21 protein-coding genes are annotated in these 21,894 nt (G+C 66.3%); 7 read left to right on the top strand and 14 right to left on the bottom strand.

What is annotated here, in order from left to right; genetic code table 11:
- Nucleotides 1–69 precede the first annotated feature (69 nt).
- The 7 genes from HOP58_RS13430 (at nucleotide 70) to HOP58_RS13400 (ending at nucleotide 6,624) form a co-directional block, all read left to right on the top strand.
- The gene (locus HOP58_RS13430) at nucleotides 70–420 is read left to right on the top strand and encodes a cytochrome c (protein ID WP_010626230.1); all 351 of its coding nucleotides are present in this window, start codon (nucleotides 70–72) and stop codon (nucleotides 418–420) included.
- Nucleotides 421–435: 15 nt separating this feature from the next.
- On the top strand, nucleotides 436–1,650 hold the full coding sequence (locus tag HOP58_RS13425; protein ID WP_276574763.1) for a cytochrome D1 domain-containing protein: 1,215 nt from the start codon (nucleotides 436–438) through the stop codon (nucleotides 1,648–1,650).
- A 109-nt stretch (nucleotides 1,651–1,759) separates the two neighbouring features.
- Nucleotides 1,760–2,755 carry a peptidase U32 family protein gene (locus HOP58_RS13420; protein ID WP_010626228.1) on the top strand — a complete coding sequence of 332 codons (996 nt, stop codon included), beginning with the start codon at nucleotides 1,760–1,762 and terminating at the stop codon, nucleotides 2,753–2,755.
- Nucleotides 2,756–2,764: 9 nt separating this feature from the next.
- Entirely contained in the window at nucleotides 2,765–3,679 is a 915-nt protein-coding gene (locus tag HOP58_RS13415; RefSeq protein WP_010626227.1) for a U32 family peptidase, read from the top strand.
- Between the two features lie 191 nt (nucleotides 3,680–3,870).
- On the top strand, nucleotides 3,871–5,601 hold the full coding sequence (locus tag HOP58_RS13410) for a ribonucleoside triphosphate reductase (protein WP_234260568.1): 1,731 nt from the start codon (nucleotides 3,871–3,873) through the stop codon (nucleotides 5,599–5,601).
- Nucleotides 5,602–5,645: 44 nt separating this feature from the next.
- Complete coding sequence (gene nrdD / locus HOP58_RS13405; RefSeq protein WP_066447604.1) at nucleotides 5,646–5,810, top strand: anaerobic ribonucleoside-triphosphate reductase; 165 nt, start codon at nucleotides 5,646–5,648, stop codon at nucleotides 5,808–5,810.
- Nucleotides 5,811–5,874: 64 nt separating this feature from the next.
- The gene (locus HOP58_RS13400; protein WP_234260567.1) at nucleotides 5,875–6,624 is read left to right on the top strand and encodes an anaerobic ribonucleoside-triphosphate reductase activating protein; all 750 of its coding nucleotides are present in this window, start codon (nucleotides 5,875–5,877) and stop codon (nucleotides 6,622–6,624) included.
- A gap of 3 nt (nucleotides 6,625–6,627) precedes the next feature.
- Here HOP58_RS13400 and cdd read toward each other — a convergent pair whose 3' ends face one another.
- The 14 genes from cdd to HOP58_RS13330 all read right to left on the bottom strand — a co-directional run bounded on the left by cdd (nucleotide 6,628) and on the right by HOP58_RS13330 (nucleotide 21,881).
- The gene (gene cdd, locus HOP58_RS13395) at nucleotides 6,628–7,035 is read right to left on the bottom strand and encodes a cytidine deaminase (protein WP_234260566.1); all 408 of its coding nucleotides are present in this window, start codon (nucleotides 7,033–7,035) and stop codon (nucleotides 6,628–6,630) included.
- Nucleotides 7,036–7,043: 8 nt separating this feature from the next.
- Nucleotides 7,044–7,772 (bottom strand): purine-nucleoside phosphorylase, encoded by a 729-nt coding sequence (deoD, locus tag HOP58_RS13390; protein WP_234260565.1) that lies wholly within the window; start codon nucleotides 7,770–7,772, stop codon nucleotides 7,044–7,046.
- A gap of 9 nt (nucleotides 7,773–7,781) precedes the next feature.
- Complete coding sequence (locus HOP58_RS13385) at nucleotides 7,782–9,101, bottom strand: phosphopentomutase (RefSeq protein ID WP_234260564.1); 1,320 nt, start codon at nucleotides 9,099–9,101, stop codon at nucleotides 7,782–7,784.
- Nucleotides 9,098–10,495 (bottom strand): thymidine phosphorylase, encoded by a 1,398-nt coding sequence (gene deoA / locus HOP58_RS13380; protein WP_234260563.1) that lies wholly within the window; start codon nucleotides 10,493–10,495, stop codon nucleotides 9,098–9,100. Before deoA ends, HOP58_RS13385 begins: the two co-directional genes overlap by 4 nt.
- Entirely contained in the window at nucleotides 10,495–11,268 is a 774-nt protein-coding gene (gene deoC, locus HOP58_RS13375) for a deoxyribose-phosphate aldolase (RefSeq protein ID WP_234260562.1), read from the bottom strand. Before deoC ends, deoA begins: the two co-directional genes overlap by 1 nt.
- Nucleotides 11,269–11,307: 39 nt before the next feature.
- Nucleotides 11,308–12,579 (bottom strand): NupC/NupG family nucleoside CNT transporter, encoded by a 1,272-nt coding sequence (locus HOP58_RS13370; protein ID WP_234260561.1) that lies wholly within the window; start codon nucleotides 12,577–12,579, stop codon nucleotides 11,308–11,310.
- Between the two features lie 197 nt (nucleotides 12,580–12,776).
- Nucleotides 12,777–13,736 (bottom strand): hypothetical protein, encoded by a 960-nt coding sequence (locus HOP58_RS13365; protein ID WP_234260560.1) that lies wholly within the window; start codon nucleotides 13,734–13,736, stop codon nucleotides 12,777–12,779.
- 78 nt (nucleotides 13,737–13,814) lie between these two features.
- Nucleotides 13,815–14,276 (bottom strand): adenylyltransferase/cytidyltransferase family protein, encoded by a 462-nt coding sequence (locus HOP58_RS13360; RefSeq protein WP_346657461.1) that lies wholly within the window; start codon nucleotides 14,274–14,276, stop codon nucleotides 13,815–13,817.
- 114 nt (nucleotides 14,277–14,390) lie between these two features.
- Nucleotides 14,391–15,299 carry a glycosyltransferase family 2 protein gene (locus HOP58_RS13355; RefSeq protein ID WP_234260559.1) on the bottom strand — a complete coding sequence of 303 codons (909 nt, stop codon included), beginning with the start codon at nucleotides 15,297–15,299 and terminating at the stop codon, nucleotides 14,391–14,393.
- A gap of 1 nt (nucleotide 15,300) precedes the next feature.
- Nucleotides 15,301–16,230, bottom strand: a complete 930-nt coding sequence (locus HOP58_RS13350; protein ID WP_234260558.1) for a hypothetical protein — start codon at nucleotides 16,228–16,230, stop codon at nucleotides 15,301–15,303.
- A 41-nt stretch (nucleotides 16,231–16,271) separates the two neighbouring features.
- Nucleotides 16,272–16,973: a hypothetical protein gene (locus HOP58_RS13345; protein ID WP_234260557.1), complete on the bottom strand. Its 702-nt coding sequence runs from the start codon at nucleotides 16,971–16,973 to the stop codon at nucleotides 16,272–16,274.
- 79 nt (nucleotides 16,974–17,052) lie between these two features.
- A complete protein-coding gene (locus tag HOP58_RS13340) occupies nucleotides 17,053–18,957 on the bottom strand; it encodes a hypothetical protein (RefSeq protein ID WP_234260556.1) in 1,905 nt (634 codons plus the stop codon).
- A complete protein-coding gene (locus HOP58_RS13335) occupies nucleotides 18,908–19,891 on the bottom strand; it encodes a hypothetical protein (RefSeq protein ID WP_234260555.1) in 984 nt (327 codons plus the stop codon). Before HOP58_RS13335 ends, HOP58_RS13340 begins: the two co-directional genes overlap by 50 nt.
- A gap of 1 nt (nucleotide 19,892) precedes the next feature.
- Nucleotides 19,893–21,881 carry a nucleoside-diphosphate sugar epimerase/dehydratase gene (locus HOP58_RS13330; protein ID WP_234260554.1) on the bottom strand — a complete coding sequence of 663 codons (1,989 nt, stop codon included), beginning with the start codon at nucleotides 21,879–21,881 and terminating at the stop codon, nucleotides 19,893–19,895.
- Nucleotides 21,882–21,894 lie beyond the last annotated feature (13 nt).

Raw genomic sequence — 21,894 nt, 5'->3', positions numbered from 1 at the left:
ACTGCGTGAACGCTGCGCCCCGCTGCGGGTGCGGCAAACGCTGACTTTCGCTGCATCGTGAGGCTCCCCATGCACCTTCCGGCCCTGCCGTTATTCCTCGCTCTCATGCTTCCGGGCATCGCCATGGCGGAGCCCCATGCGGATGGCGTCGACCCGCAGCGCCAGGCCGAACTGGAAACCCTGCTCTATCAGGACTGCGGCTCGTGCCACGGCATGACCCTGCGCGGCGGACTCGGCCCGGCACTGCCCCGCGACCGCATGCAGGGCTTCAGCCCCGAGGCGCTCGCCCACATCATCCAGCACGGCATTCCCGGCAGCGCCATGCCGGGCTGGAAGGCCCTGCTGAGTGACGCCGAGGCGCGCTGGCTGGCGGAGCATCTGCGCACCGACAACCGCCTGAAAACGCTACAACAGGACTGATTCCGGAGACTGGCCATGGCTATTCCACACCCGCTGAAGACACTGCTTGCCGGCGGCGCGCTCACTCTGCTGACCGCCGGCCAAGCGCTGGCCGAGACGCCGCTGAACGGGGAGCTGCGCGGTACCGGCGACCTCGGCGTGGTCATCGAGCGCGCCACCGGCAGCGTGGCGCTGGTCGACACCACCCGCCGCGAGGTGCTGCGGCATGTCGAGGGCTTCGGCGATCTCTCCCACGCCTCGGTGAAGTTCACCCGCGATGCGCGTTACGCCTTCGTCTTCGGCCGCGACGGCGGCCTGACCCGGCTCGACCTGCTCACCGGCGAGATCGACGGGCGCATCATTCAAGGTGGCAACAGCATCGGCGGCGCCATCTCCCAGGACGGCCGCTTCGTGGCGGTCGGCAACTACGAGCCGGGCGGGGTGAAGGTGTTCGACACCGAGACCATGGAGCTGGTCATCGACGTGCCGGCCACCTATCAACGGCCGGACGGAAGCACGGCCCAGGCCAAGGTGGTAGGGGTGGTGGACGTACCGGGCAATATCTTCGTCTTCAGCCTGTTCGAGGCCGGCGAGATCTGGACCCTGGACATGTCCCAGGACGAGCCCGAGCTGACCCAGTACCGCGACGTGGGCAGCATGCCTTACGACGCCCTGATCACCGCCAACGGCCGCTACTACATTGCCGGCCTGTTCGGCGAGGACGGCATGGCCCTGCTCGACCTGTGGCACCCGGAGAATGGCGTGCAGCGTATCCTGCCAGATTACGGTCAAGGCGAGCAGCGCCTGCCGGTGTACAAGATGCCCCACCTGGAAGGCTGGGCCATGGCCGGCGACCAGGCCTTCTTCCCCGCCGTGGGCCGCAACGAGGTGCTGGTGGCCGACAGCCGCGATTGGTCGCTCACCAACCGCATCGAAGTGCACGGCCAGCCGATCTTCGTCATGAGCCGCCCCGACGAGCGTCAGGTGTGGGTCACCTTCGCCCACCCGCTCAACGACAAGGTGCAAGTCATCGACACCCAGACCCACGAGGTGATCCAGACCCTGGAGCCCGGCGAATCGATCCTGCACAAGGAGTTCACTCCCCGCGGCGAGCACATCTGGATCTCGGCTCGCGACAGCAACCAGGTGGTGGTCTACGACACCCGCACCTTCGAGGAGCTGGCCAGGCTGCCGGCCGAATCGCCCAGCGGGATATTCTTCACCCATCGGGCGCACAGGATAGGGCTGTGAGCCAGGGCTATGAGACAGGACTATCCCGTCTCGCCATGACCCTCATCAAAAGCCGCTCTGCCGTAGTCGACTAGCATGGTCGGGTTTACCAGACTGCGAGGAGAGCGACATGGAGCTCGTCTGCCCGGCCGGCAACCTGCCGGCCCTGAAGCGGGCGGTGGATGAAGGCGCCGATGCCGTCTACTTCGGCTTCCAGAACGCCACCAATGCCCGGCAGTTCGCCGGCCTCAATTTCACCGACAAGCGTGCCCGCGAAGGCATCGACTACGCCCATGCCCGCGGCAAGAAGGTGTTCTGCGCCATCAACACCTATCCACAGCCCGACGGCTGGGCCCAGTGGACCCGCGCCGTGGATCAGGCCGCCGAGCTCGGCGTCGACGCCCTGATCATGGCCGACATGGGCTTGCTCGACTATGCCGCCCGGCGCTACCCGGACCTCGCCCGCCACCTCTCGGTGCAGGGCTCGGCCACCAGCCACGAGGCGCTGCGCTTCTACCACGACCAGTTCGGCATCAAGCGCGCCGTGCTGCCGCGGGTGCTCTCCATCACCCAGGTGCGCGACCTAGCCAAGCAGAGCCCCGTCGAGCTGGAGGTATTCGCCTTCGGCAGCCTGTGCATCATGGCCGAAGGGCGCTGCTATCTCTCGTCCTATCTCACCGGCGAGTCGCCCAACACTCGCGGGGTCTGTTCGCCGGCGGCCCACGTGCGCTGGGAGGAGACACCCCAGGGGCTCGAGTCGCGCCTGAACGGCGTGTTGATCGACAGATATGGCGAGGGCGAGCGGGCCGGCTACCCCACCCTGTGCAAGGGGCGCTTCGAGGTCGGCGGCGAGACCTACCACGCCATCGAGGAGCCCACCAGCCTCAACACCCTGGAGCTGCTGCCGGAGCTGCGCGAGCTGGGCATCAGCGCGGTGAAGATCGAGGGCCGCCAGCGCAGCCCGGCCTACGTGTCGAAGGTCGCCGGTATCTGGCGCCAGGCACTGGATCGCCTCGAGCGAACGCCGGAGCGCTTCCACCCCGATCCCGCCTGGATGGCCGGCCTCGGCGAGGTCTCCGAGGGCGCCACCACCACCCTGGGCGCCTACGAACGCCGCTGGAAATAGGAGCTTTTCATGTCATCCGATTCCCTGCAGCTCGCCCTGGGCCCGGTGCTGTTCTACTGGACCCGCGAGCGCTACGCCGACTTCTACCGTGAGGCCGCCGACTGGCCGGTGGAAATCGTCACCCTGGGCGAGTCCGTCTGCTCGCGTCGCCGCGACATGAAGCTCGACGACTGGCTCGGCATCGGCCGCGAGCTGGCCCAGAGCGGCAAGCAGGTGGTGCTGGCGAGCCAGACCCTGATCGAGTCCGAGGCCGATCTGCGCGACCTGCGCAAGCTGTGCGACAACGGCGAGTTCATGGTCGAGGCCAATGACCAGAGCGCCCTGCAGCGCCTGGCCGCCGCCGGCCTGCCCTTCGTCGCCGGCGCCGCGCTCAACCTCTACAACACGGCCGCCATCGGCGTGATGGCCCGGGCCGGCATGCAGCGCTGGCAGGCCCCGGTGGAGATGTCCCGCGACGATCTCGCCCGCCTGCTGGCCGACTGCGCCACCGAGGGGCTCGAACAGTCCTGCGAGGTGTTCGCCTACGGCCATCTGCCGCTGGCCTGGTCGTCGCGCTGTTTCACCGCGCGGCGCCACCAGAAGCCCAAGGACCGCTGCCAGTTCGTGTGCCAGAAGTACCCGGAAGGCCTGGCGCTGCGCTCCCAGGAATCCAAGGAGGTGTTCACCCTCAACGGCATCCAGACGCTTTCCGGTGCCTGCCAGGACCTGCGCCACGAGGTCGGCGACATGGCCTCGATGGGTGTGGCCGTGGCGCGGTTGAGCCCCCGCGCCGAGGGCATGGCCGAGGTGGTCGCCGCCTTCGACGCCGCTCGCCGCGGCGCGTTGCCCGCCGCCGACCCGCTCAGCCTGGTCGAGGCCGAGGTGTGCGACGGCTACTGGCACGGTCGCCCGGGCATGGATAACACCCGGCTGACCGCCAGCTGAACCGCCCCGCGATGAGCGCCTTTGCGGTCGTGTTCGAACCCCGCCAACCGGCGGGGTTCGTCGTTCCTCGACGTTTCGACTGGCCTTTTTCTGACCTGGATCATTTTCTCTCGCTGCCGAAGGCATTAGCCTTCACACACCATATATTGTGGTTAGAAATATCAAATGGCAGCACATATAGGGAGATTACGGTGAACGCCCCCATCCGCCAGGCCGGCCCGCGCCGCATCGACGTCGCCTCGACCGTCAACGAATACCTCGAACGCGCCGACTGGCGCGTGCACGCCAACGCCAACCAGGGCTACTCCCTGGGCGGGCTGATCCTCAACGTCTCGGGCAAGCTGATCGCCAACTACTGGCTCGACGAGGTCTACCCGGCCGAGGTCGGCGCCGCCCACCGCGAAGGCGACCTGCACATCCACGATCTCGACATGCTGTGCGGCTACTGCGCCGGCTGGTCGCTACGCCAGTTGCTGATCGAAGGCTTCAACGGCGTGCCCGGTCGCGCCGAGAGCGGCCCGCCACGCCACCTCTCCAGCGCCCTGGGGCAGATGGTCAACTTCCTCGGCACGCTGCAGAACGAGTGGGCCGGCGCCCAGGCCTTCAGCTCCTTCGATACCTACCTCGCCCCCTACGTGCGCAGGGACGGCCTCGACTATCCGGCCGTCAAGCAGGCGATCCAGGAGTTCATCTACAACCTCAACGTGCCGTCGCGCTGGGGCAGCCAGACGCCCTTCACCAACCTCACCTTCGACTGGGTATGTCCGGCGGACCTGCGCGACCAGGTGCCGATCATCGGCGGCCAGGAGCAGCTCTTCACCTACGGCGAGCTGCAGACGGAGATGGACCTGCTCAACCGCGCCTACCTGGAGGTGATGGAGGCCGGCGACCGCCAGGGTCGGGTGTTCACCTTCCCCATCCCCACCTACAACATCACCCCCGATTTCGACTGGGAGAGCGACAACGCCGAGCGGCTGTTCGCACTAACCGCCAAGTACGGCCTGCCCTACTTCCAGAACTTCCTCAACTCGGATCTGGAGCCGCACATGGTGCGCTCCATGTGCTGCCGCCTGCAGCTCGATCTCACCGAACTGCTCAAGCGCGGCAACGGCCTGTTCGGCAGCGCCGAGCAGACCGGCTCGCTGGGGGTGGTGACGCTCAACTGCGCACGGCTGGGCTATCGCTTCGCCGGCGACCGGGCGGGCCTGTACCGCGAACTCGACCGCCTGCTGGCACTGGGCCGCGACAGCCTGGAGCTCAAGCGCGAACGTATCCTGCAGTGGATGGACGAGGGGCTCTACCCCTATACCCAGCGCTACCTGGGCACCCTGCGCAACCACTTCTCCACCCTGGGCGTGAACGGGCTCAACGAGATGGTGCGCAACTTCTCGGAAGACCGCTACGACATTACCGCCCCCGAGGGGCGACAGCTCGCCCTGGAAGTGCTCGATCACGTGCGCGCCAGGATGCAGGAATTCCAGGCCGAGACCGGCCACCTCTACAACCTGGAAGCAACCCCGGCGGAGGGCACCACCTACCGCTTCGCCCGCGCCGACGCCGAGCGCTTCCCGGACATTTTGCAGGCCGGCACGCCGGAGGCGCCCTACTACACCAACTCCAGCCAGCTGCCGGTGGGGCACACCGACGACCCCTTCGAGGCTCTGATTCACCAGGACCCGCTGCAGACCCGCTACACCGGCGGTACCGTGCTGCACCTCTACATGCGCGAGCGGCTCTCCAGCGCCACTGCCTGCCGCAAGCTGGTGCACACCGCGCTGTCGCGCTTCCGCCTGCCCTACATCACCGTGACGCCGACCTTCTCGATCTGCCCGGTGCACGGCTACCTGGCCGGCGAACACGAGTTCTGCCCCAAGTGCGACGAAGCACTGCTGGCAAGACGCGCCGCGGCCATACCGGCCTGAGCGTTTTAAACCGCTGTCATCAACCCTTTGGAAGGAGCCAAGCCATGACGAACATCGACACCCTGCCCACCGAACAACGCCAGCGCTGCGAGGTCTGGACCCGCGTGATGGGCTACCACCGCCCGGTCAGCCAGTTCAACGTCGGCAAGCGTTCCGAGCACCGCGAGCGCCGTCACTTCACCGAGCGGGCCGCCGCCCTGACGCCCTGACATTCGACCGCCGGACCTGCCGGGCCCTGTGCCCGGCATTCACGTCTCACGCCGAGAAGCTCCCATGATCGCCACCGACCTCGACCCGCCCCCCTTCGCGTCTCTCGACGGCATTCGCCTGCCCGTCGCCGGCATGACCCAGATGACCACCCTGGACTATCCCGATCATTTGGCCTGTGTGGTGTTCCTGCAGGGCTGCCCGCTGCGCTGCGGCTACTGCCACAACGGCCATATGATGGCGCCGCGTCGCGGTGACGAGAGCGAGTGGCAGGCGGTGCGTGAGTTCCTGGAGAGCCGCCGGGGCCTGCTCGAGGCGGTGGTGTTCAGCGGTGGCGAACCGACGCTGCACAACGCCCTGCCGGCGGCGGTACGCGAGGTCAAGGAAATGGGCTTCAAGGTCGGCTTGCATACCGCCGGCCCCTACCCGGCGCGGCTCTCGCGGCTGCTGCCGTGGCTCGACTGGGTGGGGCTCGACGTGAAGGGACGCGGGGGCGACTTCGACCGCATCTGCGGGCGTCCCGGCATCTGGCAGCGCAACAGCCAGAGCCTGATGGCACTGCTCGACGGTGGCATCGACTTCGAATGTCGCACCACCGTGCACTGGCGCGACTTCTCGTTGGCCGAGGTGGAGCGCCTGGCGCTGACCCTGGCCGACTGCGGCGTGCGCCGCTACGCCATCCAGGTGGCCCGCACCCGCCAGTGCCTCGACCCGGCCTACTGCCAGCCGGTGGAGAACGCCCCGCCACGGGCAATGCTCGCCGGGCTGGTGAAACGTTTAGCGCCGCATTTCGAGCGCATCGAGCTCAGAGACTAACGTTCAAAGCCCCAGATTCTCCGGCCCAAAGGCATCGGGCAGGAGCTGCTCCATGGTATAGCGCTTGAGCAGCCTGCCCTCGGCGTCGACCACGTGGATACGGGTCTCGGCGTCGGCGAATTCGCGGATGCGCTGGCGGCAGTCGCCGCATGGGGTGCACAGATGCTCGCCGGGGCCGATCACGTAGACGTGGCGCAGGCGCCGCTCGCCGGCGCTGACCATGGCGGCGATAGCCGAGGCCTCGGCGCACAAGCCCTTGTAGTGGGCCACCTCGACGTTGGCGCCGAAGTAGCGCGCGCCGCTCTCGCTCTCCACCATGGCGCCCACCGGATGCTGCGAGTACGGCGCATAGGCGTTACCGCGTACCGCGATCAATGCGCCGACGATGGCCGGGTCGACGGCGTCGCTCATGCCAAGGCTCATGCCGCCCCCGCCGTGTCGTCGCGCAGTACCGCTTCCAGCGCCACCTCGACCATCTCGTTGAAGCTGCGCTCGCGGGCCTCGCTGGGCAGCGATTCACCCTTGAGGATGTGATCCGACACGGTGCAGATGGTCATCGCCCGGCCGCCGAACTCCGCCGCCACGCCGTAGAGCCCCGCCGCCTCCATCTCCACGCCGACGATGCCGTAGCGCTTCATCAGCTCGAACAGCTCGCCCTGGGGGTTGTAGAACAGGTCCGCCGAGAACAGGTTGCCCACCTTCACCGGCACGCCCTGGGCCGCGGCGGCGTCCACCGCGTGGCGGGTCAGATCGAAGTCGGCGATGGCGGCGAAGTCGTGACCCATGAAGCGGGTTCGGTTGACCGCCGAGTCGGTGCTCGCACCGAGGCCGATCACCACGTCGCGCACCGCCACGTCGTCGCGCACCGCGCCGCAGGAGCCGACCCGGATCAGGCGCTGCACGCCATAGTCGGTGATCAGTTCCTTGGCGTAGATGGAGACCGAGGGGATGCCCATGCCGTGGCCCATCACCGAGATCTCGCGGCCGCGATAGCGGCCGGTGAAGCCGAGCATGTTGCGCACGCTATTCACCTCGCGGGCGTCCTCGAGGAAGGTCTCGGCGATGTGCTTGGCGCGCAGCGGGTCGCCGGGCATCAGCACGGTGTCGGCGAAGATGCCGCGTTCACCCTGAATATGGGGAGTCGCCATGTCAGGCTCCTATGCAGCGAGAGGGTCGGTATGGGGTGGCTTGGGCTGAGGTGGAGAGGCAATAAAGCTTGTGCCGTCGGCCATGGGCGCCAGGCTCAGGTGCACCGCCAGGCTCTGGCCGATATCAGCGAAAGTGTCGCGCGCCCCCAGCGAGCCGGGAGCGAGCCCGGCCCCCAGCGCCAGCACCGGCACCCGCTCGCGGGTGTGATCGGTGCCGTGCCAGGTGGGATCGCAGCCGTGGTCGGCGGTGATCACCAGCAGGTCGTCGTCGCGCAGTTTGGCCAGCAGTTCGGGCAGCCGCGCATCGAAGGCCTCCAGCGCGGCGGCATAGCCGGCCACGTCGCGCCGGTGACCGTAGAGGGTGTCGAAGTCGACGAAGTTGGTCATCACCAGCGAACGCTCGCCGGCCTCGTCCAGGGCGGCCAGGGTGGCGTCCATCAGCGCATCGTGGCCGCTGGCCTTGAGCGTGCGCGTCACCCCGCAGTGGGCGTAGATGTCGGCGATCTTGCCGATGGCGAACACCTCGCCGCCGTCGTCGCACAGCTTCTGCAGCACCGTGGGCGCGGGCGGCTCGACGCTGTAGTCGCGGCGGTTGGCGCTGCGGGTGAAGTCCGCCGCGTTCCGGCCGACGAAGGGCCGCGCGATCACCCGGCCGATGTTGTAGGGCTCGAGCAGACGTCGGGCGGTTTCGCACAGGGCGTGGAGCCGCGCCAGACCGAAGCTCTCCTCGTGGGCGGCGATCTGCAGCACCGAGTCCGCCGAGGTGTAGACGATGGGCTTGCCGCTGGCCACGTGCTCCTCGCCCAGCCGGGCGATGATCTCGGTGCCCGAGGCGTGGCAGTTGCCCAGTACGCCGGGCAGCTCGCCCTCGCGGATCAACGCTGCCAGCAGCTCGGGCGGAAAGCTCTCTTCGCGCTCGAGGAAGTAGCCCCAGTCGAAGCGCACCGGCACCCCGGCGATCTCCCAATGGCCCGAGGGGGTGTCCTTGCCCGAGGATATCTCCCCGGCGTGGCCGTAGGCGCCGATCACCTCGGCCGGCACCTCGACGCCCTCGGCCCAGGCGCCGGTGCTCTCGCGGTGGGCGTGGAACAGCCCCAGCCGGCCCAGGTTGGGCAATGCCAGCGGTCCTCTCCGATTCGTCGGCCCGGTTTCGGAGCCCTGTAGTCGTGGGCCGGCTTCGGGGCCCTGTAAAGAGCCGTCGCACTGTCCACGGGCGCAGGCAGCGGCGATATGACCCAGGGTGTCGGCCCCGGCGTCGCCGAAGCGCTCGGCATCGGGGGCCGCGCCGATGCCGAAGGAGTCGAGTACCAGCACGATGGCACGAGTCATGGCGCCTCCCGACGGATCACGTCTTGAATGAGTGTAGGCAGTACGACGTCTCCGGGTGCGACGTCGTTCACTTCGATGGCCGCGCGCAGCTGGCTGGCGGCGCGCTCGGCATCGGCCTCGCTGCCGGCGTGCACCCAGGCCAGCGGGCGTTCGCCATCGACCGGCTCTCCGAGGGCGGCAATGCCGCTCAGGCCAACCGAATGATCGATACCATCGCTCGGCGCACGACGTCCGCCGCCCAGCGTCACCACGGCGAGACCCAGGGCGCGGGTATCCATGCGCGTGACCCGCCCGCTGCGCTCGGCGTATACGGGGCGCACCACCGCCGCCCCGGGCAGGTGGCGGTCGTGTCGTTCGAGCAGGTCGGCGGGGCCGCCCAGGCCCGCCACCATGCGCGCGAAGCGCTCGGCGGCAGCCCCCGAGGCGAGCCGCTCGTCGAGCAGGGCCAGGGCGCCTTCATGGTCCCTGGCCAGCCTGCCGGCCAGCAGCAGCTCGGCGGCAAGCGTGCGGGTCACCTCCAGCAGACGCCCTCCGCTCTTATCACCGCTCTCATCACCGCTCTTGTCGCCCGTCTTTTCACCAGTCAGCAGCGCAATCGCCTCGCGCACCTCGACGGCATTGCCGGCGCAGGGCGCCAGCGGCTGGCTCATGTCGGTGAGCAGCGCAGTGGTCGGCGTGCCGGCGCGGCTGGCCACCTCGGCGATGGTGCTGGCCAGCTCGAACGACGCCTCATGAGTAGGCATAAAGGCGCCGCTGCCGGTCTTGACGTCCATCACCAGGGCATCGAGGCCGCAGGCCAGCTTCTTGCCGAGGATCGAGCTGACGATCAGCGGCAGCGACTCCACCGTGGCGGTGACGTCGCGAATGGCGTAGAGCCGCCGGTCGGCCGGGGCCAGCTCGGCGGTCTGGCCGACGATGGCCACGCCCGCTTCGCGTACCAGGCGACGAAAGCGCTCCCGCGTGGGGGCAATGTCGTAGCCAGGAATTGCCTCGAGCTTGTCCAGGGTGCCGCCGGTGTGGCCCAGGCCGCGACCGGACACCATCGGCACGTAGCCGCCGCAGGCGGCGATCCACGGCCCCAGCACCAGCGAGACGAGATCGCCCACTCCGCCGGTAGAGTGCTTGTCGAGCACCGGCCCCGGCAGGTCGAGCCCCTGGCCCAGGCCGCGCCACACCAGCACCTCGCCGGAGTCGCGCACCGCCTCGGTCAGTGCCACCGTCTCGGCGGCATTCATGCCGTTGAGGTAGATCGCCATGGCAAGCGCACCGACCTGGGCGTCGGAGAGGCTGCCGTCACTGACGCCGGTCACCAGCTCGCCTATCTCCTCGGGGGCGAGCGCCTGGCCGTCGCGCTTGGCGCGGATCAGCTCCTGGGGAAGCGCACGGAAAGCCATCAGTAGCCTCCCGTCGAGCCCTTGTCCTGCTCGACGCCCAGGGTCTCGAGCAGGCTGCCGAGCAGCCCCGAGGCGCCGAAGCGGAAGTGCGCCGGCGTGATCCACTCGGCCCTCATCACCCGCTCGGCGAGCTGCAGGTAGGCGGCGGCATCCTCGGCGGTGCGCACCCCGCCGGCGGCCTTGAAGCCCACGTCGCGGCCGCTCGCCTTGATTGCGGTGAGCAGGATCTTGGCGGCGTTCAGGGTGGCGTTGACCGCCACCTTGCCGGTGGAGGTCTTGAGGAAGTCGGCGCCGCCGTCGATGGCCAGCATGCCGGCGCGGTCGATCAGCCCGGCGTCCTTGAGTTCGCCGGTTTCCAAGATCACCTTGAGCACGGCGTCGCCGCACTCGCGCTTGCACGCCTCGACCAGCTTACGGCCGACCTCGGCGTCGCCCGCCATCAGCGCACGGTAGGGAAACACTACGTCGACCTCGTCGGCGCCGGCGGCGATGGCCGCCCGGGTCTCCTCTGCGGCGCGCTCGATGTCCGCCTCCCCGTGGGGAAAATTGGTCACCGTGGCCACCTTCACCTTGCCGGCCAGGCCCTGCTCGGCCAGCGCCTGACGCGCGGTTGCCACGAAGGCGGGAAAGACGCACACCGCCGCCGGATGGCCCACGGGGGTGTTGGCGCGGGCGCACAGCTCGCGAATGACGGTATCGCTGTCGTCGTCGTTGAGGCTGGTGAGGTCCATCAGCGCCAGGGCCTGGCGCGCGGCCTGCTGCAGTTCGGTCATGACGTTACCTGTCGATACGAAATGGATTTGCGGTGACCATCAGATCACTCCCCCGATGGAGAGGAAGAACCCGGCAATGGCCGCCGACATCAGGTTGGAGAGGGTGCCGGCCAGCACCGCCTTGACCCCGAAGCGGGCAATGTCGTGACGCCGGCTGGGAGCGATACTCCCCAGGCCGCCGAGCAGGATGGCGATCGACGAGAGGTTGGCGAAGCCGCACAGGGCAAAGGAGAGAATGGCGATGGTGTGGCCGCTCATGGCCTGGCCGGTATTGGCCACCATCGCGTCGCCGTCGATGTAGGGCGCCAGGTTGATGTAGGCGACGAACTCGTTGACCACCAGCTTCTGGCCGATGAAGGAGCCGGCCAGGGTGGCCTCCGCCCAGGGCACGCCGAGCACGAAGGCCAGCGGCGCGAACAGCCAGCCGAGGATCAGCTCCAGGCTCAGCTGCTCGAAGCCGACCCAGCCGCCGACGCCGCCGAGCATGCCGTTGACCAGTGCGATCAGACCGATGAAGGCGAGCAGCATGGCGCCGACGTTGGCGGCCAGGCGCAGCCCGGACGAGGCCCCTGCCGCCGCCGCGTCGAGCACGTTGACCGGCCTATCCTCGGCCTCGATCACCTCGCTGGCCTCCTCCACGTCGTCTACCGGCTTCTCGGTCTCGGGCATGATCAGCTTGGCGAACAACAGGCCGCCCGGCGCGGCCATGAACGAGGCCGCCACCAGGTACTCCATGGGAATGCCCAGCGCCGCATAGCCCGCCAGCACCGAGCCGGCCACCGAGGCCAGCCCGCCGCACATCACCGCGAACAGCTGCGAGGGGGTCATGCGGGCGATGAAGGGGCGCACCACCAGCGGCGCCTCGGTCTGGCCGACGAAGATGTTGGCGGTGGCCGAGAGCGACTCGGTACGCGAGGTGCCCAGCGCCTTCTGCAGCGCCCCGCCGAGGATGCGGATCACCCACTGCATGATGCCGATGTAGTAGAGCACGGCGATCAGCGAGGAGAAGAAGATGATCACCGGCAGCACCTTGATGGCGAAGACGAAGCCGATGTTGTCGGTATCCGCCAGGCCGCCGAAGAGGAAGTCGATGCCGTCGTTGGCGTAGAGCACTACCTGGCTCACGCCGGCGGAGATGGTCTGCAGCACCGCCTGACCGAACGGTACGTAGAGCACGAAGGCGCCGATGCCGGCCTGAATGGCGAAGGCGCCACCCACGGTTCGCAGGCGGATGTCGCGACGGCTGGTGGAAAAAATCAGAGCGATGGCGATCAGCGTCGCCATGCCGACCAGGCTCATGATGGCAGTCATGGAATCCATCCTTTGGTGCCGGCGGCGATGTGCCAGGACCCGCCGCATCTGGTTGTCGTGATATCAGCGCAGGGGAAGACTGCACGAATGTGAAAAATATAACATTCGCTGTGACAGTTCCAACATCCATCTCTCAGAAACGATGAAGCCGCCATGCGACGCATGACGGCTTCGTCTTCATTGCTCATGCAAGGGGATCAGGACATGGCGGCATGACGCCGAGTACTGTCAGCGATCGGCAGGCGAGGCAGTTCGTCCGGCTGGCGACCCTCGAAGATCCGGTCGAAGACTTCCAGGGCTTGGCTGGGCAAGAATATGCCGCGCTCAACCAGCGGCCAACGGCGGAAGTCTTCTCGCCGAACCAATGAAGGCCCCCGTCGATGCGGCACGTGTGCCAGCACGGGTACGTACTCATGACCGAGCACCGAAAGCACCGAGGCGCGATGCTGGCCGTTGGCCACCACGAAACGCACCTCGCCATCGCGCTCGAGCGTATCGACCACGATATGCTGCCGGAAGTAGTCCAGCCGCTGGGAGGCCCATCGACGGTACCCTTCCCGAACGATGGTTTCGTACAGGGCAACCAGCTGAGCGATTCGACGCTCGCCGAACCAGGTTGGCTTGGGCCCTACCTGGCGTATGGCGGTTGCGTCCTTTCTCGAAACGGGCATTTCACGCCTGACCGGCTCTGAATCGGCATAGGCACGCAGCGCTTCCCACCGGGCCAGCCCGCTCCAGGGCAGGAAGTCCCTCAATGGGGGCGCCACGCTCAGCCAAGGGTGCGCGACATCTTCGCTCAGGCCCAGCGACGCAGCCAATGTCGTCGGCTGCCAGCGTTGCCAGTAGGCTTCCAGACAGCTGCCTCGGTAGTCCCGACACTCGCCCGTTACGTACTGCTGCAAGCTCTGTACATAAGGATGGCGCGAGCCCGGGCCGTAGGCGATGCCCGTCGAGCCGTACCAGCGGCAGTCGGCCAACCGACAGCGGATCAGGCAAGGAACGTCAGGATAAGCGTATAGCGCCTCCAGGGGACCTATCGAGTCCTGACTGAGGTCCTGGATAGGGTATTGCCTAGGCGCAAATCGGTGCCAGAACCTGCGAGGGAACCTTGCCAACCGCCGATAGCTCTTGCGTGAGATGGACATTATCGTTGTCATGGTCAATCTCCTTCTGGTCTCGCTGGAAAAGCCGAGGCGACGCCAGCCGGTGACTGCCGAAACCATGGCCTGAGCGCTTCAGCCGAAGTCCTTGCGCAGCGCCTCGAGCACGTCGAAGGCACGCAGCAGGTCTTCACGGGAAACGCTGCTGAAGCGGTTGAGCGAACGTTTGAGGTCGGTGGTCGATACCCCATCGGTACGAGGCAGGTAGACGACCTCGCAATAGCGTGACAGGTAGTCGAAATGACCGCGCCAGTCCTCGCCGATGGCGAAGGTGTGCACGTCGTAGCGTTGGACGTCGTCGACCTTCTGCTCCCAGCAGGTCTCGGGAATGACGCTATCCACATAGCGAATGGAGCGCACGATCTCGGCGCGCTGCTCGAAGGGGATCAGGGTACGTTTACCTTTGCCGGCGTTGAACTCATCGGTCGAGACCGCCACGATCAGGCGGCTCCCCATCTCCGCCAGTCGGCGCAGCAGGTTAAGATGGCCGATATGGAACATGTCGAAGGTGCCATAGGTGATCACGGTGCCACTCATGGTATCGCTCCTCAAGGAATCACACGCTGTTCGCCCAGCATCATGAACAGGGCTATCTCGGCTGCTTCCCATGCCAGTGAGCCATAGCTCCTCTCCTGTGCCGTGCTGTCACTGCTATTGGTTTCGTAGGCGTTTGAACCAGGACAGCGGCAACAACAGCAGCAAGACTTGCAGCAAGTGCTGCAGGCGCATGCCCCCCAGCATCAGCGCGGCGAGATCCGCCCGCACCGGAAGCCCTCGCCGCTTCTTTTCAACCGCCCGGGCAAGCACCCTGCGATTGAGAGTTGCACGAAGATGGTGGGCCTCCCCCCAAGCCAGCCGACCCGAAAATTCGCCGAGCAGCTCGGCATCAGCGCGGGAGTGGTCCGCCTCGCTGACATCTTGACTAGCGTCACTCGTGTACCTGAGCCACAGGCAGGTCACGGTATCGTCGTAGTGGATCGTCTCCAGCTCACACAGCACTTTGAGCCAAAAATGGGTATCGCTATCGTCGTGCCAGGAATCCAGCGGAAAGCCGCCCAGCGCCAGAAAGCGCCCACGACGTATGCAGGCGGCACCGGTGTGAATGAAGTCATGCTGGGCAATGGCTGCCAACGCCGCTCGGCGAGTGGTCACCCCGCTGGGCAGGCTGGCGGTTCGTGGCAACCTTCGGTGCCCTTCCATCTGCTGATAGGCATTGACGAACAGCTCGATGTCGGCATGCCTGCCGATGGCCTCGGCGAAACGCGACAGGTGATCGAAGAGCAGGATGCTGTCGGCATCGAAGAACACCAGCCAGGTAGCCCTGGCCTGCTCCGCACCGAAGTTTCTTGCCGCCTGGGCGCCACACTCCTCCTGCCGAAACAGGCGCAGCCGGCCCTTGCTCGCATGCTGCTCGAGCAGCTGGTAGGAGCCGTCAGTCGAGCCACTATCTATCGCAATGACTTCGAAATCGCGAAAGGTTTGCTGATATAGGCTGGCGAGCGAGTCCGTCAGCGTCGCTACCTGATTGAGGACAGGTATCACGACCGAGAAAAATGCCATGTCAGTGGCTCCGACGGCGACGCCAAGGATGAGAGAAAGCAAGGGTTTGCCCGTTAGCTGCGGGCCGTACCCGATGAATCAACCATTCAGCGATAAACCGACGCCCCAGATCGAGCTCATAGAGCGCGCGGTGCCACAGCATGGCCAGGCGATTTCCTGTCACCAAGGCCTGCATCATGCTCAGGTCACGACGGTCCGCAAAGGTGCCGCGCGAACGCTTGAAGCGAATGATTTGCTCGAACGAGACACAGCGGAGCTCGCCCAGACGAAAATGGCAGCCTGGGGTGGTCAGCATTTCCTGCAGCGAGAGCCCGTGATGCCGACAGTCGTCGTCGTTGCGCCTCATGCACGGTCGATGCGTCGTCTCGGCTGCGAGCGCCAGGTAGTCAATGCATTCGGCCTTGTGTAGGCCATACAGCTCGAGCACCAGACTGGCATCCAGCAGCACTTCGTCGTGGTGAAAGCGATTGTTGGCGAGAAACGAACGGAAATAGGAGAGTCTGGCCGCGGTGACGGTGTAACGCCCCAGGCGCGCATGGCGCAGGAAATGACCGGCACAGTCGTCGAGCAGCCAGCACGCCACCTGGGCCGCCTCCTCACCGGCCAGGATCAGCCAGCCGTCCCGCTGCGCATGACTGTCGCCGTTGGCTAGAGGCAAGGGACGATATACCAGCAGCTCCAGCGCGGTTTCTCGCCCCGGCAGGATGATACCCACCAGCGCTTCCAGGTTCGCTCTGGCACGCGGTGTGAGCCGCACACGCTCACGATAGCCAACCTCGGCCACGGGGCATGGCAACTTTTCCCTCCCGCAGCGCCCCCGTGGCTTGATGGCAAGCTGCCAGCGGGAACTGTTCCGTTCCAGCGCTTCGAGGGCCGCGCTACGCGACATGGCATCTGAAGGAAAATTCAGGCCTGCGTATGATGCTTTCATGGCATCTTCTCCACTCCGCGTGGGCTGCGTGTGGGATGGGATCAGCCAAAGAAGTTGTCACCGATCCACTGGTTGCGCTTTGCCAGCCGCCTCAGGGTGTCCCGATCGGGCCGCCACCCCAGTCCTGAAAGAAAGGCATCGAGCCGTTCGAGCGTAATGCCAAGCTCCTGGACGGCATAGCTCGACTGACCGTGCAGCGTCTCGAGAATGCCCAGGTAGTCGTGATCCTTGGGCGGCTTGACCTTGGCATTGCGCTCTCTGAACTCCGACGGGATACCCGACAGGTATCCCTTGTGGTAGATCGCGTGGTAGCTCAGTGACAGGAAGTGATCATCGACCGCGGGAACGCGAACGAGCTCCTTCATCCAGATAGCGTTGGCAAGGATTTGACGAGCCTTCGCCGCAGGGTAATAGCTCCCTTGGTGATGGCTCGTGCCTGGCAGGCCGCTGACGCTGTAGAGGTCGCAGGCGATATCACGCTTGCGACGATTGACGCTCACGCACTCGCTGAGCTTTCCGACATCCTCGTCGGCAACGAGAATGTCGACGTCCTCGCCCGGTTCGATGACAGGCAGAGAGTCGAACCAGCGCAGCACGACGTAATCGACCTCCCTCTTCTTGAGCGCATCGAGAAAGCCCACCATGCCCACCCGGCCATCGATGTAGCGCCGGTGAGTCACCGGTCGTCCCAGTTGGCTGGCATAGCGCTGCCTGGCATAGCGCTTGATCTTCTTCAGCAGCATGTTCCCTCCCCCCTGCATCGACTTACTCGCGCATGCCCGGCGCGCGGTGCTGGCTTTCATGAGTGCTACTGCGACGTTATCAGGCTACCGGCCCAGGCCGACCGCCCCCTTGCACCGGTTTGGCCCGCGGCACACCCTTTCCGGTCATGCGCCGTAGCTTGCGCCAGCCCAGACGACGCACGCCTGCCAAGGTGATGGCCACCAGTGTGATGCGCCGCACCACGATCAGCACGGGGCGCGGAAAGGAATAAAGGCACATGAAGCGCGGCAGGCCGGTATACGTCAGCCAGCGACGCAGGTAGGGGCGACGCTGGGTCGTGGGCGGAATGTCACCGGGAAAAGACGCCGGTACCGGATACCAGGCATAGTTGCCCTTCAACGTGCCCTGCTCTTGATACCCTGGCTGAAGGAACTCGAAGTCGATCACCTTGAGCCCCTTGCAGGGGTCGTAGATCACGTTGTGGGGATTGAAATCGATGCACTCATAGCCCAGCTGTCGATAGTGCAGGATGATCGCTCGCAGCCGCTCGATCGCCCATATCGGCAGCAGCCCATGCGGGTAGAACAGCGGCTTGGGCGAAAGAATGCTCGGCAGGCTGTTTTCGTACCACTCGAACACCAGGTAGTGGGGGCCGATTTCCATGATTCGTGAGACCTCCGGCAGCGAACTGCCCAACTCACGCGCCTTGACCTCACGCTCGAGGAAGCGCTCACGGCCCGGCCGAAAGGTCTTGCAGATGGCCCACCGCCCATGGAAATCGATCAGCTCCACCTTGGCCCGGCGGGCATGCTTGCTCAAGTCGGCCAGCACCGGGTATGGCGTGACGAAGTCGGCATTGCGCTGCCGAGCACAGGCGACGATTTCATCCACCCTCTCGGGCGCTACCACGCTGAGGTACTCCACTGCCTGCATGGCGTTGTCGGAGGAGTGAACGGGGTTGCAGTGCTGCGAGGCGGGTTGCCCCCGGTTGACCAGACGGCGCATCTGCTCCTTCACCGTGAAGACGCGGGCATTGTCCACCAGCTCGGAAGCGCCCGACGCCTTCGAGGGCGAGAGGTCCGGATAGACGTCGTGAGTCACCAGGAGGTAGGCGGGCAGCCCCCCGCTGGTTGGGTACGGCCCCCGTCCCCAGTTGCCTCCGCGGATCAAATCGGCCACCTCGTCACGATGCTCATCGACGATGGGGGCTTCATGGAGCACGTCGAAACCATTGCGGGCGAGCACCTCACGCAGTCCATCGAGCTTTTCCAACCCACGCTCACGAATCAGGTAGACCGCCAATCCCGGTTCGACGTCATGGGTCGAGACCTGCTGGCGCAACTTCAGCCAGGGATTGACAGCGGACAGCTTGAGCACGGTATCCGAAAGCGGCGCCCAGCCCGCCTCGCTGAGCCAGCCATCCAGCGACTCGAGGTCGAGCCGGACGGATGGCGGCCACTGGCCGCAGCGGGCATTCAGCGCCTCGATGGCACTGGCGTGGGGCGATGCCTTGTAGCCATCGCCGATGGCGGTCTCGCTGCTCAGGCCGCTGGCCAAACCGAGGTGGTAGACCGCCTCCACGCTCAGCGCCATCAACCGCTGCGCCTCGCTGGCCAGGCGAGGGGCGGGCTGCTCGCGTGCCGCGGCAAGCAGTTCACGTGCCCGCCGCACCGGCAGGTAGGCCACCTTGTTGCGATCGCTGCCCGGCAGCCCGCCCACGCTGTAGAGGGTACAGCGCAGATCGCCCGGCCGCGCGCTGGTGCCGAGCAGCGCGACTGCCTGAGGCAAGGCCTCGTCGGCCACCAGCAGCACCACCTCCTCACCGCTGGGCCAGGCCACCTCCGCACCTGGCCAGTGCAGGAAAAGGTGGTCGACGCCGCGCTCCGCCAACGCCACGGCAAGCCGTTCGAATCCCACCTGCCCGGCAACGTAATAGTGCCGGGGGGCGCGGCGCTTACCGCGGGGCCCCCGGGCCAACCTGCTCCGAACTCGCTTCCAGCTCATCATGGGATTCCCCTTGACTCTGTTGTGGCGGCTCTCGATCCGTCGTGACGGCTTCAGGCTGCGATTTCTCGATGAAACGGTCGTGCTCGATGAAACAGTCGTCGAACACCTTGAGCGCAGTGGAGGGCGTGAAGAGTCCGGAAGCCACTCCCGGCCATAGCATCACTTCCTGACGACGAACGAACTGCTCGACGCGGATGGGGATGCGCTCCTGGCCCAAGGCACTCATCACGGCATAGCGATGCTGTCCCACGAGCACCTGCCAGCGCCAGCGGCCGTCGGAATGGCTCAGCACAAGGGCGCGAATGTCGCCATCGGTACCGTCATGGCGGCGCATGCCATGGCGGCGTATCGACTCCACCAGCCGTGCCAGGCGCTCCACCTCGACGTGCAGCTTGAGCTCGCTCACCGGCCCGCAGAACTTCCAGCCAGCCTCAAGGCCAAGCACCTTTCCCAGCACCCTGGCGTTTTCTCGCTCTTCAGCGCGACGTCGCTGGATGCGCTTCTGCTCCAGCGTTAGGGGGTCCCAGGGCCATGGCGAAAGCCAGCTCGGCAGCGCATCCAACGCTTCGCTCTCGCTCCTGTCCAGACCGAAAAACTCGGCCGCCGAGCGGGGCTGCCAAGTTTGATAAAACGCCATTAACGCCTCCCGGATCAGCGCTCGTTCCCTGCCGGGAGTGGCCAGGGCACGCGGTATCACGCCGGCAAGCGGTCGCGGACGGTCGAACGGGAAATTGAACAGGCCGAAGCCCCAGGCCACAGGGGCGTCCAGCAGCAGGCGGCGCCCTGGGTGGCGATAGCTGAGGCTCAGCGGGTTGCCCTCGTAGCTGCGTGCATCCACGGGACGGAAACGCTTCATCGACAGCAGGTGAAAGCCGCACTTCTCCCCCTTGCGAATCAGCCAATGCTTGATCAGTAGCGGCTCGATTCGCATATCACCCCCCCTTGGCCATCGGGCCCAGCATGGCCGCAAGCGTGACGCCCGACGGCAGGCTCGCCTGGACAGGACGGACAGTGGGCGCAGTCATGCGCGCCTGACGGGCCTCCCAGACCAGGTCGGCCAGCTCGTCCGTCGGCCGGTAGTCCAGCGGTGCCGCCTGCAGCAACTGGCGAATCAGGGCGTGATCGGTACCGGCCAGCGCCATCTCGAGCCGGCGCAGGAAGGCATCGAGCATCGGCCACTCCCAGTAGCGCTCGGAGCTGGTCATGATGCGGTCATGGCAAGTACGCGTCGCGGCACCGCCTATCAGCAGCTCCTCGTAGAGCTTTTCACCCGGTCGCAGCCCGGTATAGACGATTTCGATATCGCCCGCCGGGTGGCGGTCGTCCCTCACCGAGAAGCCGGAGAGCCGGATCATGTTCACCGCCAGATCGCGAATGCGCACCGGCTCTCCCATATCGAGCACGAAGACCTCTCCCCCGCTGCCCATGGCGCCGGCCTGAATGACGAGCTGAGCCGCCTCGGGAATGGTCATGAAGTAGCGTGTGATGTCGGGGTGCGTGACCTCGACCGGCCCCCCCTGCTCGATCTGCTGGCGGAAGCGCGGTACCACCGAGCCGCTCGAGCCCAGCACGTTGCCGAAGCGCACCATACAGAAGCGGGTGCGGTTTCCCGCCCGAGCGAAGGCCTGACAGATCAGCTCCGCCAGGCGCTTGGAGGCCCCCATGACGTTGGTGGGCCGAACCGCCTTGTCGGTGGAAACCATGACGAAGGTGGCCACCTGACCCTGTACCGCCGCCCGAACCAGTTCGAGGGTGCCGAACACATTGTTGCGCAGGCCCTCGATCAGGTTGTACTCCACCAGCGGCACATGCTTGTAGGCCGCGGCATGATAGACGGTATCCACCTCGAAGGTGGCGAAGATCGTCGCCAGCGCAGCGCGGTGCTGCACCGATGCCAGCAGCGGCTTTAGCTCGACACCTGCCCGCATGGCCGGGTGCCGCAGCAGTTCCTGCTCGATGGCGTAGAGGGCGAATTCGCATTTATCGAGCAGCAGCAGGCGAGCGGGCTGCTGCTCCAGTATCTGCCGGCACAGCTCGCTGCCGATCGACCCGCCGGCGCCAGTCACCATGACCGTCTTGCCGCGAATGTCGGCATCCAGCAGCTCGGGGAAGGGTGGCACCGGCTCCCGGCCCAGCAGGTCTTCCAGGGCCACGTCACGCACTTCCGACAGGCTCGCACGGCCGGCGATCACATCGGCACTGCCGGGAATGGTCTTGACAGGAACGGAGAGAGCCGAGAGCCGCTGCAGGATCTCCCGACGCCGGCAGCGCGGCGCGCTGGGGATGGCCAGCAGCACCATCGCCGCCTTGTGCTCTGCGATCAACGCCGCCAGGGCTACCGGCTGATAAACGCGCAGGCCCTCTACCAGAGCGCCATCGAGACCGCGCCAGTCGTCGACGAAGGCCACCGGTTCGAACTCGATGCCATGCCGCAGGGCCACCGCCAGCTCGCAGCCAGCCGCCCCCGCACCATAGATGATGACCGGACGACACTTGCTACGCTGGTGCTGGAGATAGAGTTCACGCAGCACGAAGCGCACACCGCCTATGCCGAGCAGCGCCAGCAAGGCATAGGTGACGATGATGGGCATCACCAGCTCGGGATGCTTCAATCGCGTCACCAGCAGCAACACACAGGCCGATACCGTGACGGCCAGCGCCGCTCTCAGTACCGTGGTGTGATTCATGTAGCGAATCACCACCCGATACAGACCCAGCCAACGGTACAGCACCAGGCTGATCAGAGCCACGACGAGGCTCGTCGACCAGAGCTGCTGGTCGATGAAGGCGGCCAGACTCTCCTGATGGAGAGCGACCGCCAGGTGCACGCTGGCCATGATGATGAGAGCATCGACCGCGACCAGCACGCGCCGCTTGATACAGCGGGGAAGCCGCAGCAGCGGCTGTAAGGGGATCAGCATTGGCAATTCCCTC

This window comes from Halomonas sp. MCCC 1A11062, from assembly GCF_021404355.1.
Taxonomy (GTDB): domain Bacteria; phylum Pseudomonadota; class Gammaproteobacteria; order Pseudomonadales; family Halomonadaceae; genus Halomonas; species Halomonas aerodenitrificans.
Note: the sequence above shows the minus strand (reverse complement) of the source record. Positions and strands in the feature narration are given on the sequence as shown.

Bases quoted from the DNA above. Each gene is read 5' to 3' on its own strand.
- HOP58_RS13430 (WP_010626230.1), top strand. From the start codon at position 70: ATGCACCTTCCGGCCCTGCCGTTATTCCTCGCTCTCATGCTTCCGGGC.
- HOP58_RS13425 (WP_276574763.1), top strand. From the start codon at position 436: ATGGCTATTCCACACCCGCTGAAGACACTGCTTGCCGGCGGCGCGCTC.
- HOP58_RS13420 (WP_010626228.1), top strand. From the start codon at position 1,760: ATGGAGCTCGTCTGCCCGGCCGGCAACCTGCCGGCCCTGAAGCGGGCG.
- HOP58_RS13415 (WP_010626227.1), top strand. From the start codon at position 2,765: ATGTCATCCGATTCCCTGCAGCTCGCCCTGGGCCCGGTGCTGTTCTAC.
- nrdD (WP_066447604.1), top strand. From the start codon at position 5,646: ATGACGAACATCGACACCCTGCCCACCGAACAACGCCAGCGCTGCGAG.
- HOP58_RS13400 (WP_234260567.1), top strand. From the start codon at position 5,875: ATGATCGCCACCGACCTCGACCCGCCCCCCTTCGCGTCTCTCGACGGC.
- cdd (WP_234260566.1), bottom strand. From the start codon at position 7,035: ATGAGCGACGCCGTCGACCCGGCCATCGTCGGCGCATTGATCGCGGTA.
- deoD (WP_234260565.1), bottom strand. From the start codon at position 7,772: ATGGCGACTCCCCATATTCAGGGTGAACGCGGCATCTTCGCCGACACC.
- HOP58_RS13385 (WP_234260564.1), bottom strand. From the start codon at position 9,101: ATGACTCGTGCCATCGTGCTGGTACTCGACTCCTTCGGCATCGGCGCG.
- deoA (WP_234260563.1), bottom strand. From the start codon at position 10,495: ATGGCTTTCCGTGCGCTTCCCCAGGAGCTGATCCGCGCCAAGCGCGAC.
- deoC (WP_234260562.1), bottom strand. From the start codon at position 11,268: ATGACCGAACTGCAGCAGGCCGCGCGCCAGGCCCTGGCGCTGATGGAC.
- HOP58_RS13370 (WP_234260561.1), bottom strand. From the start codon at position 12,579: ATGACTGCCATCATGAGCCTGGTCGGCATGGCGACGCTGATCGCCATC.
- HOP58_RS13365 (WP_234260560.1), bottom strand. From the start codon at position 13,736: ATGACAACGATAATGTCCATCTCACGCAAGAGCTATCGGCGGTTGGCA.
- HOP58_RS13360 (WP_346657461.1), bottom strand. From the start codon at position 14,276: ATGAGTGGCACCGTGATCACCTATGGCACCTTCGACATGTTCCATATC.
- HOP58_RS13355 (WP_234260559.1), bottom strand. From the start codon at position 15,299: ATGGCATTTTTCTCGGTCGTGATACCTGTCCTCAATCAGGTAGCGACG.
- HOP58_RS13350 (WP_234260558.1), bottom strand. From the start codon at position 16,230: ATGAAAGCATCATACGCAGGCCTGAATTTTCCTTCAGATGCCATGTCG.
- HOP58_RS13345 (WP_234260557.1), bottom strand. From the start codon at position 16,973: ATGCTGCTGAAGAAGATCAAGCGCTATGCCAGGCAGCGCTATGCCAGC.
- HOP58_RS13340 (WP_234260556.1), bottom strand. From the start codon at position 18,957: ATGAGCTGGAAGCGAGTTCGGAGCAGGTTGGCCCGGGGGCCCCGCGGT.
- HOP58_RS13335 (WP_234260555.1), bottom strand. From the start codon at position 19,891: ATGCGAATCGAGCCGCTACTGATCAAGCATTGGCTGATTCGCAAGGGG.
- HOP58_RS13330 (WP_234260554.1), bottom strand. From the start codon at position 21,881: ATGCTGATCCCCTTACAGCCGCTGCTGCGGCTTCCCCGCTGTATCAAG.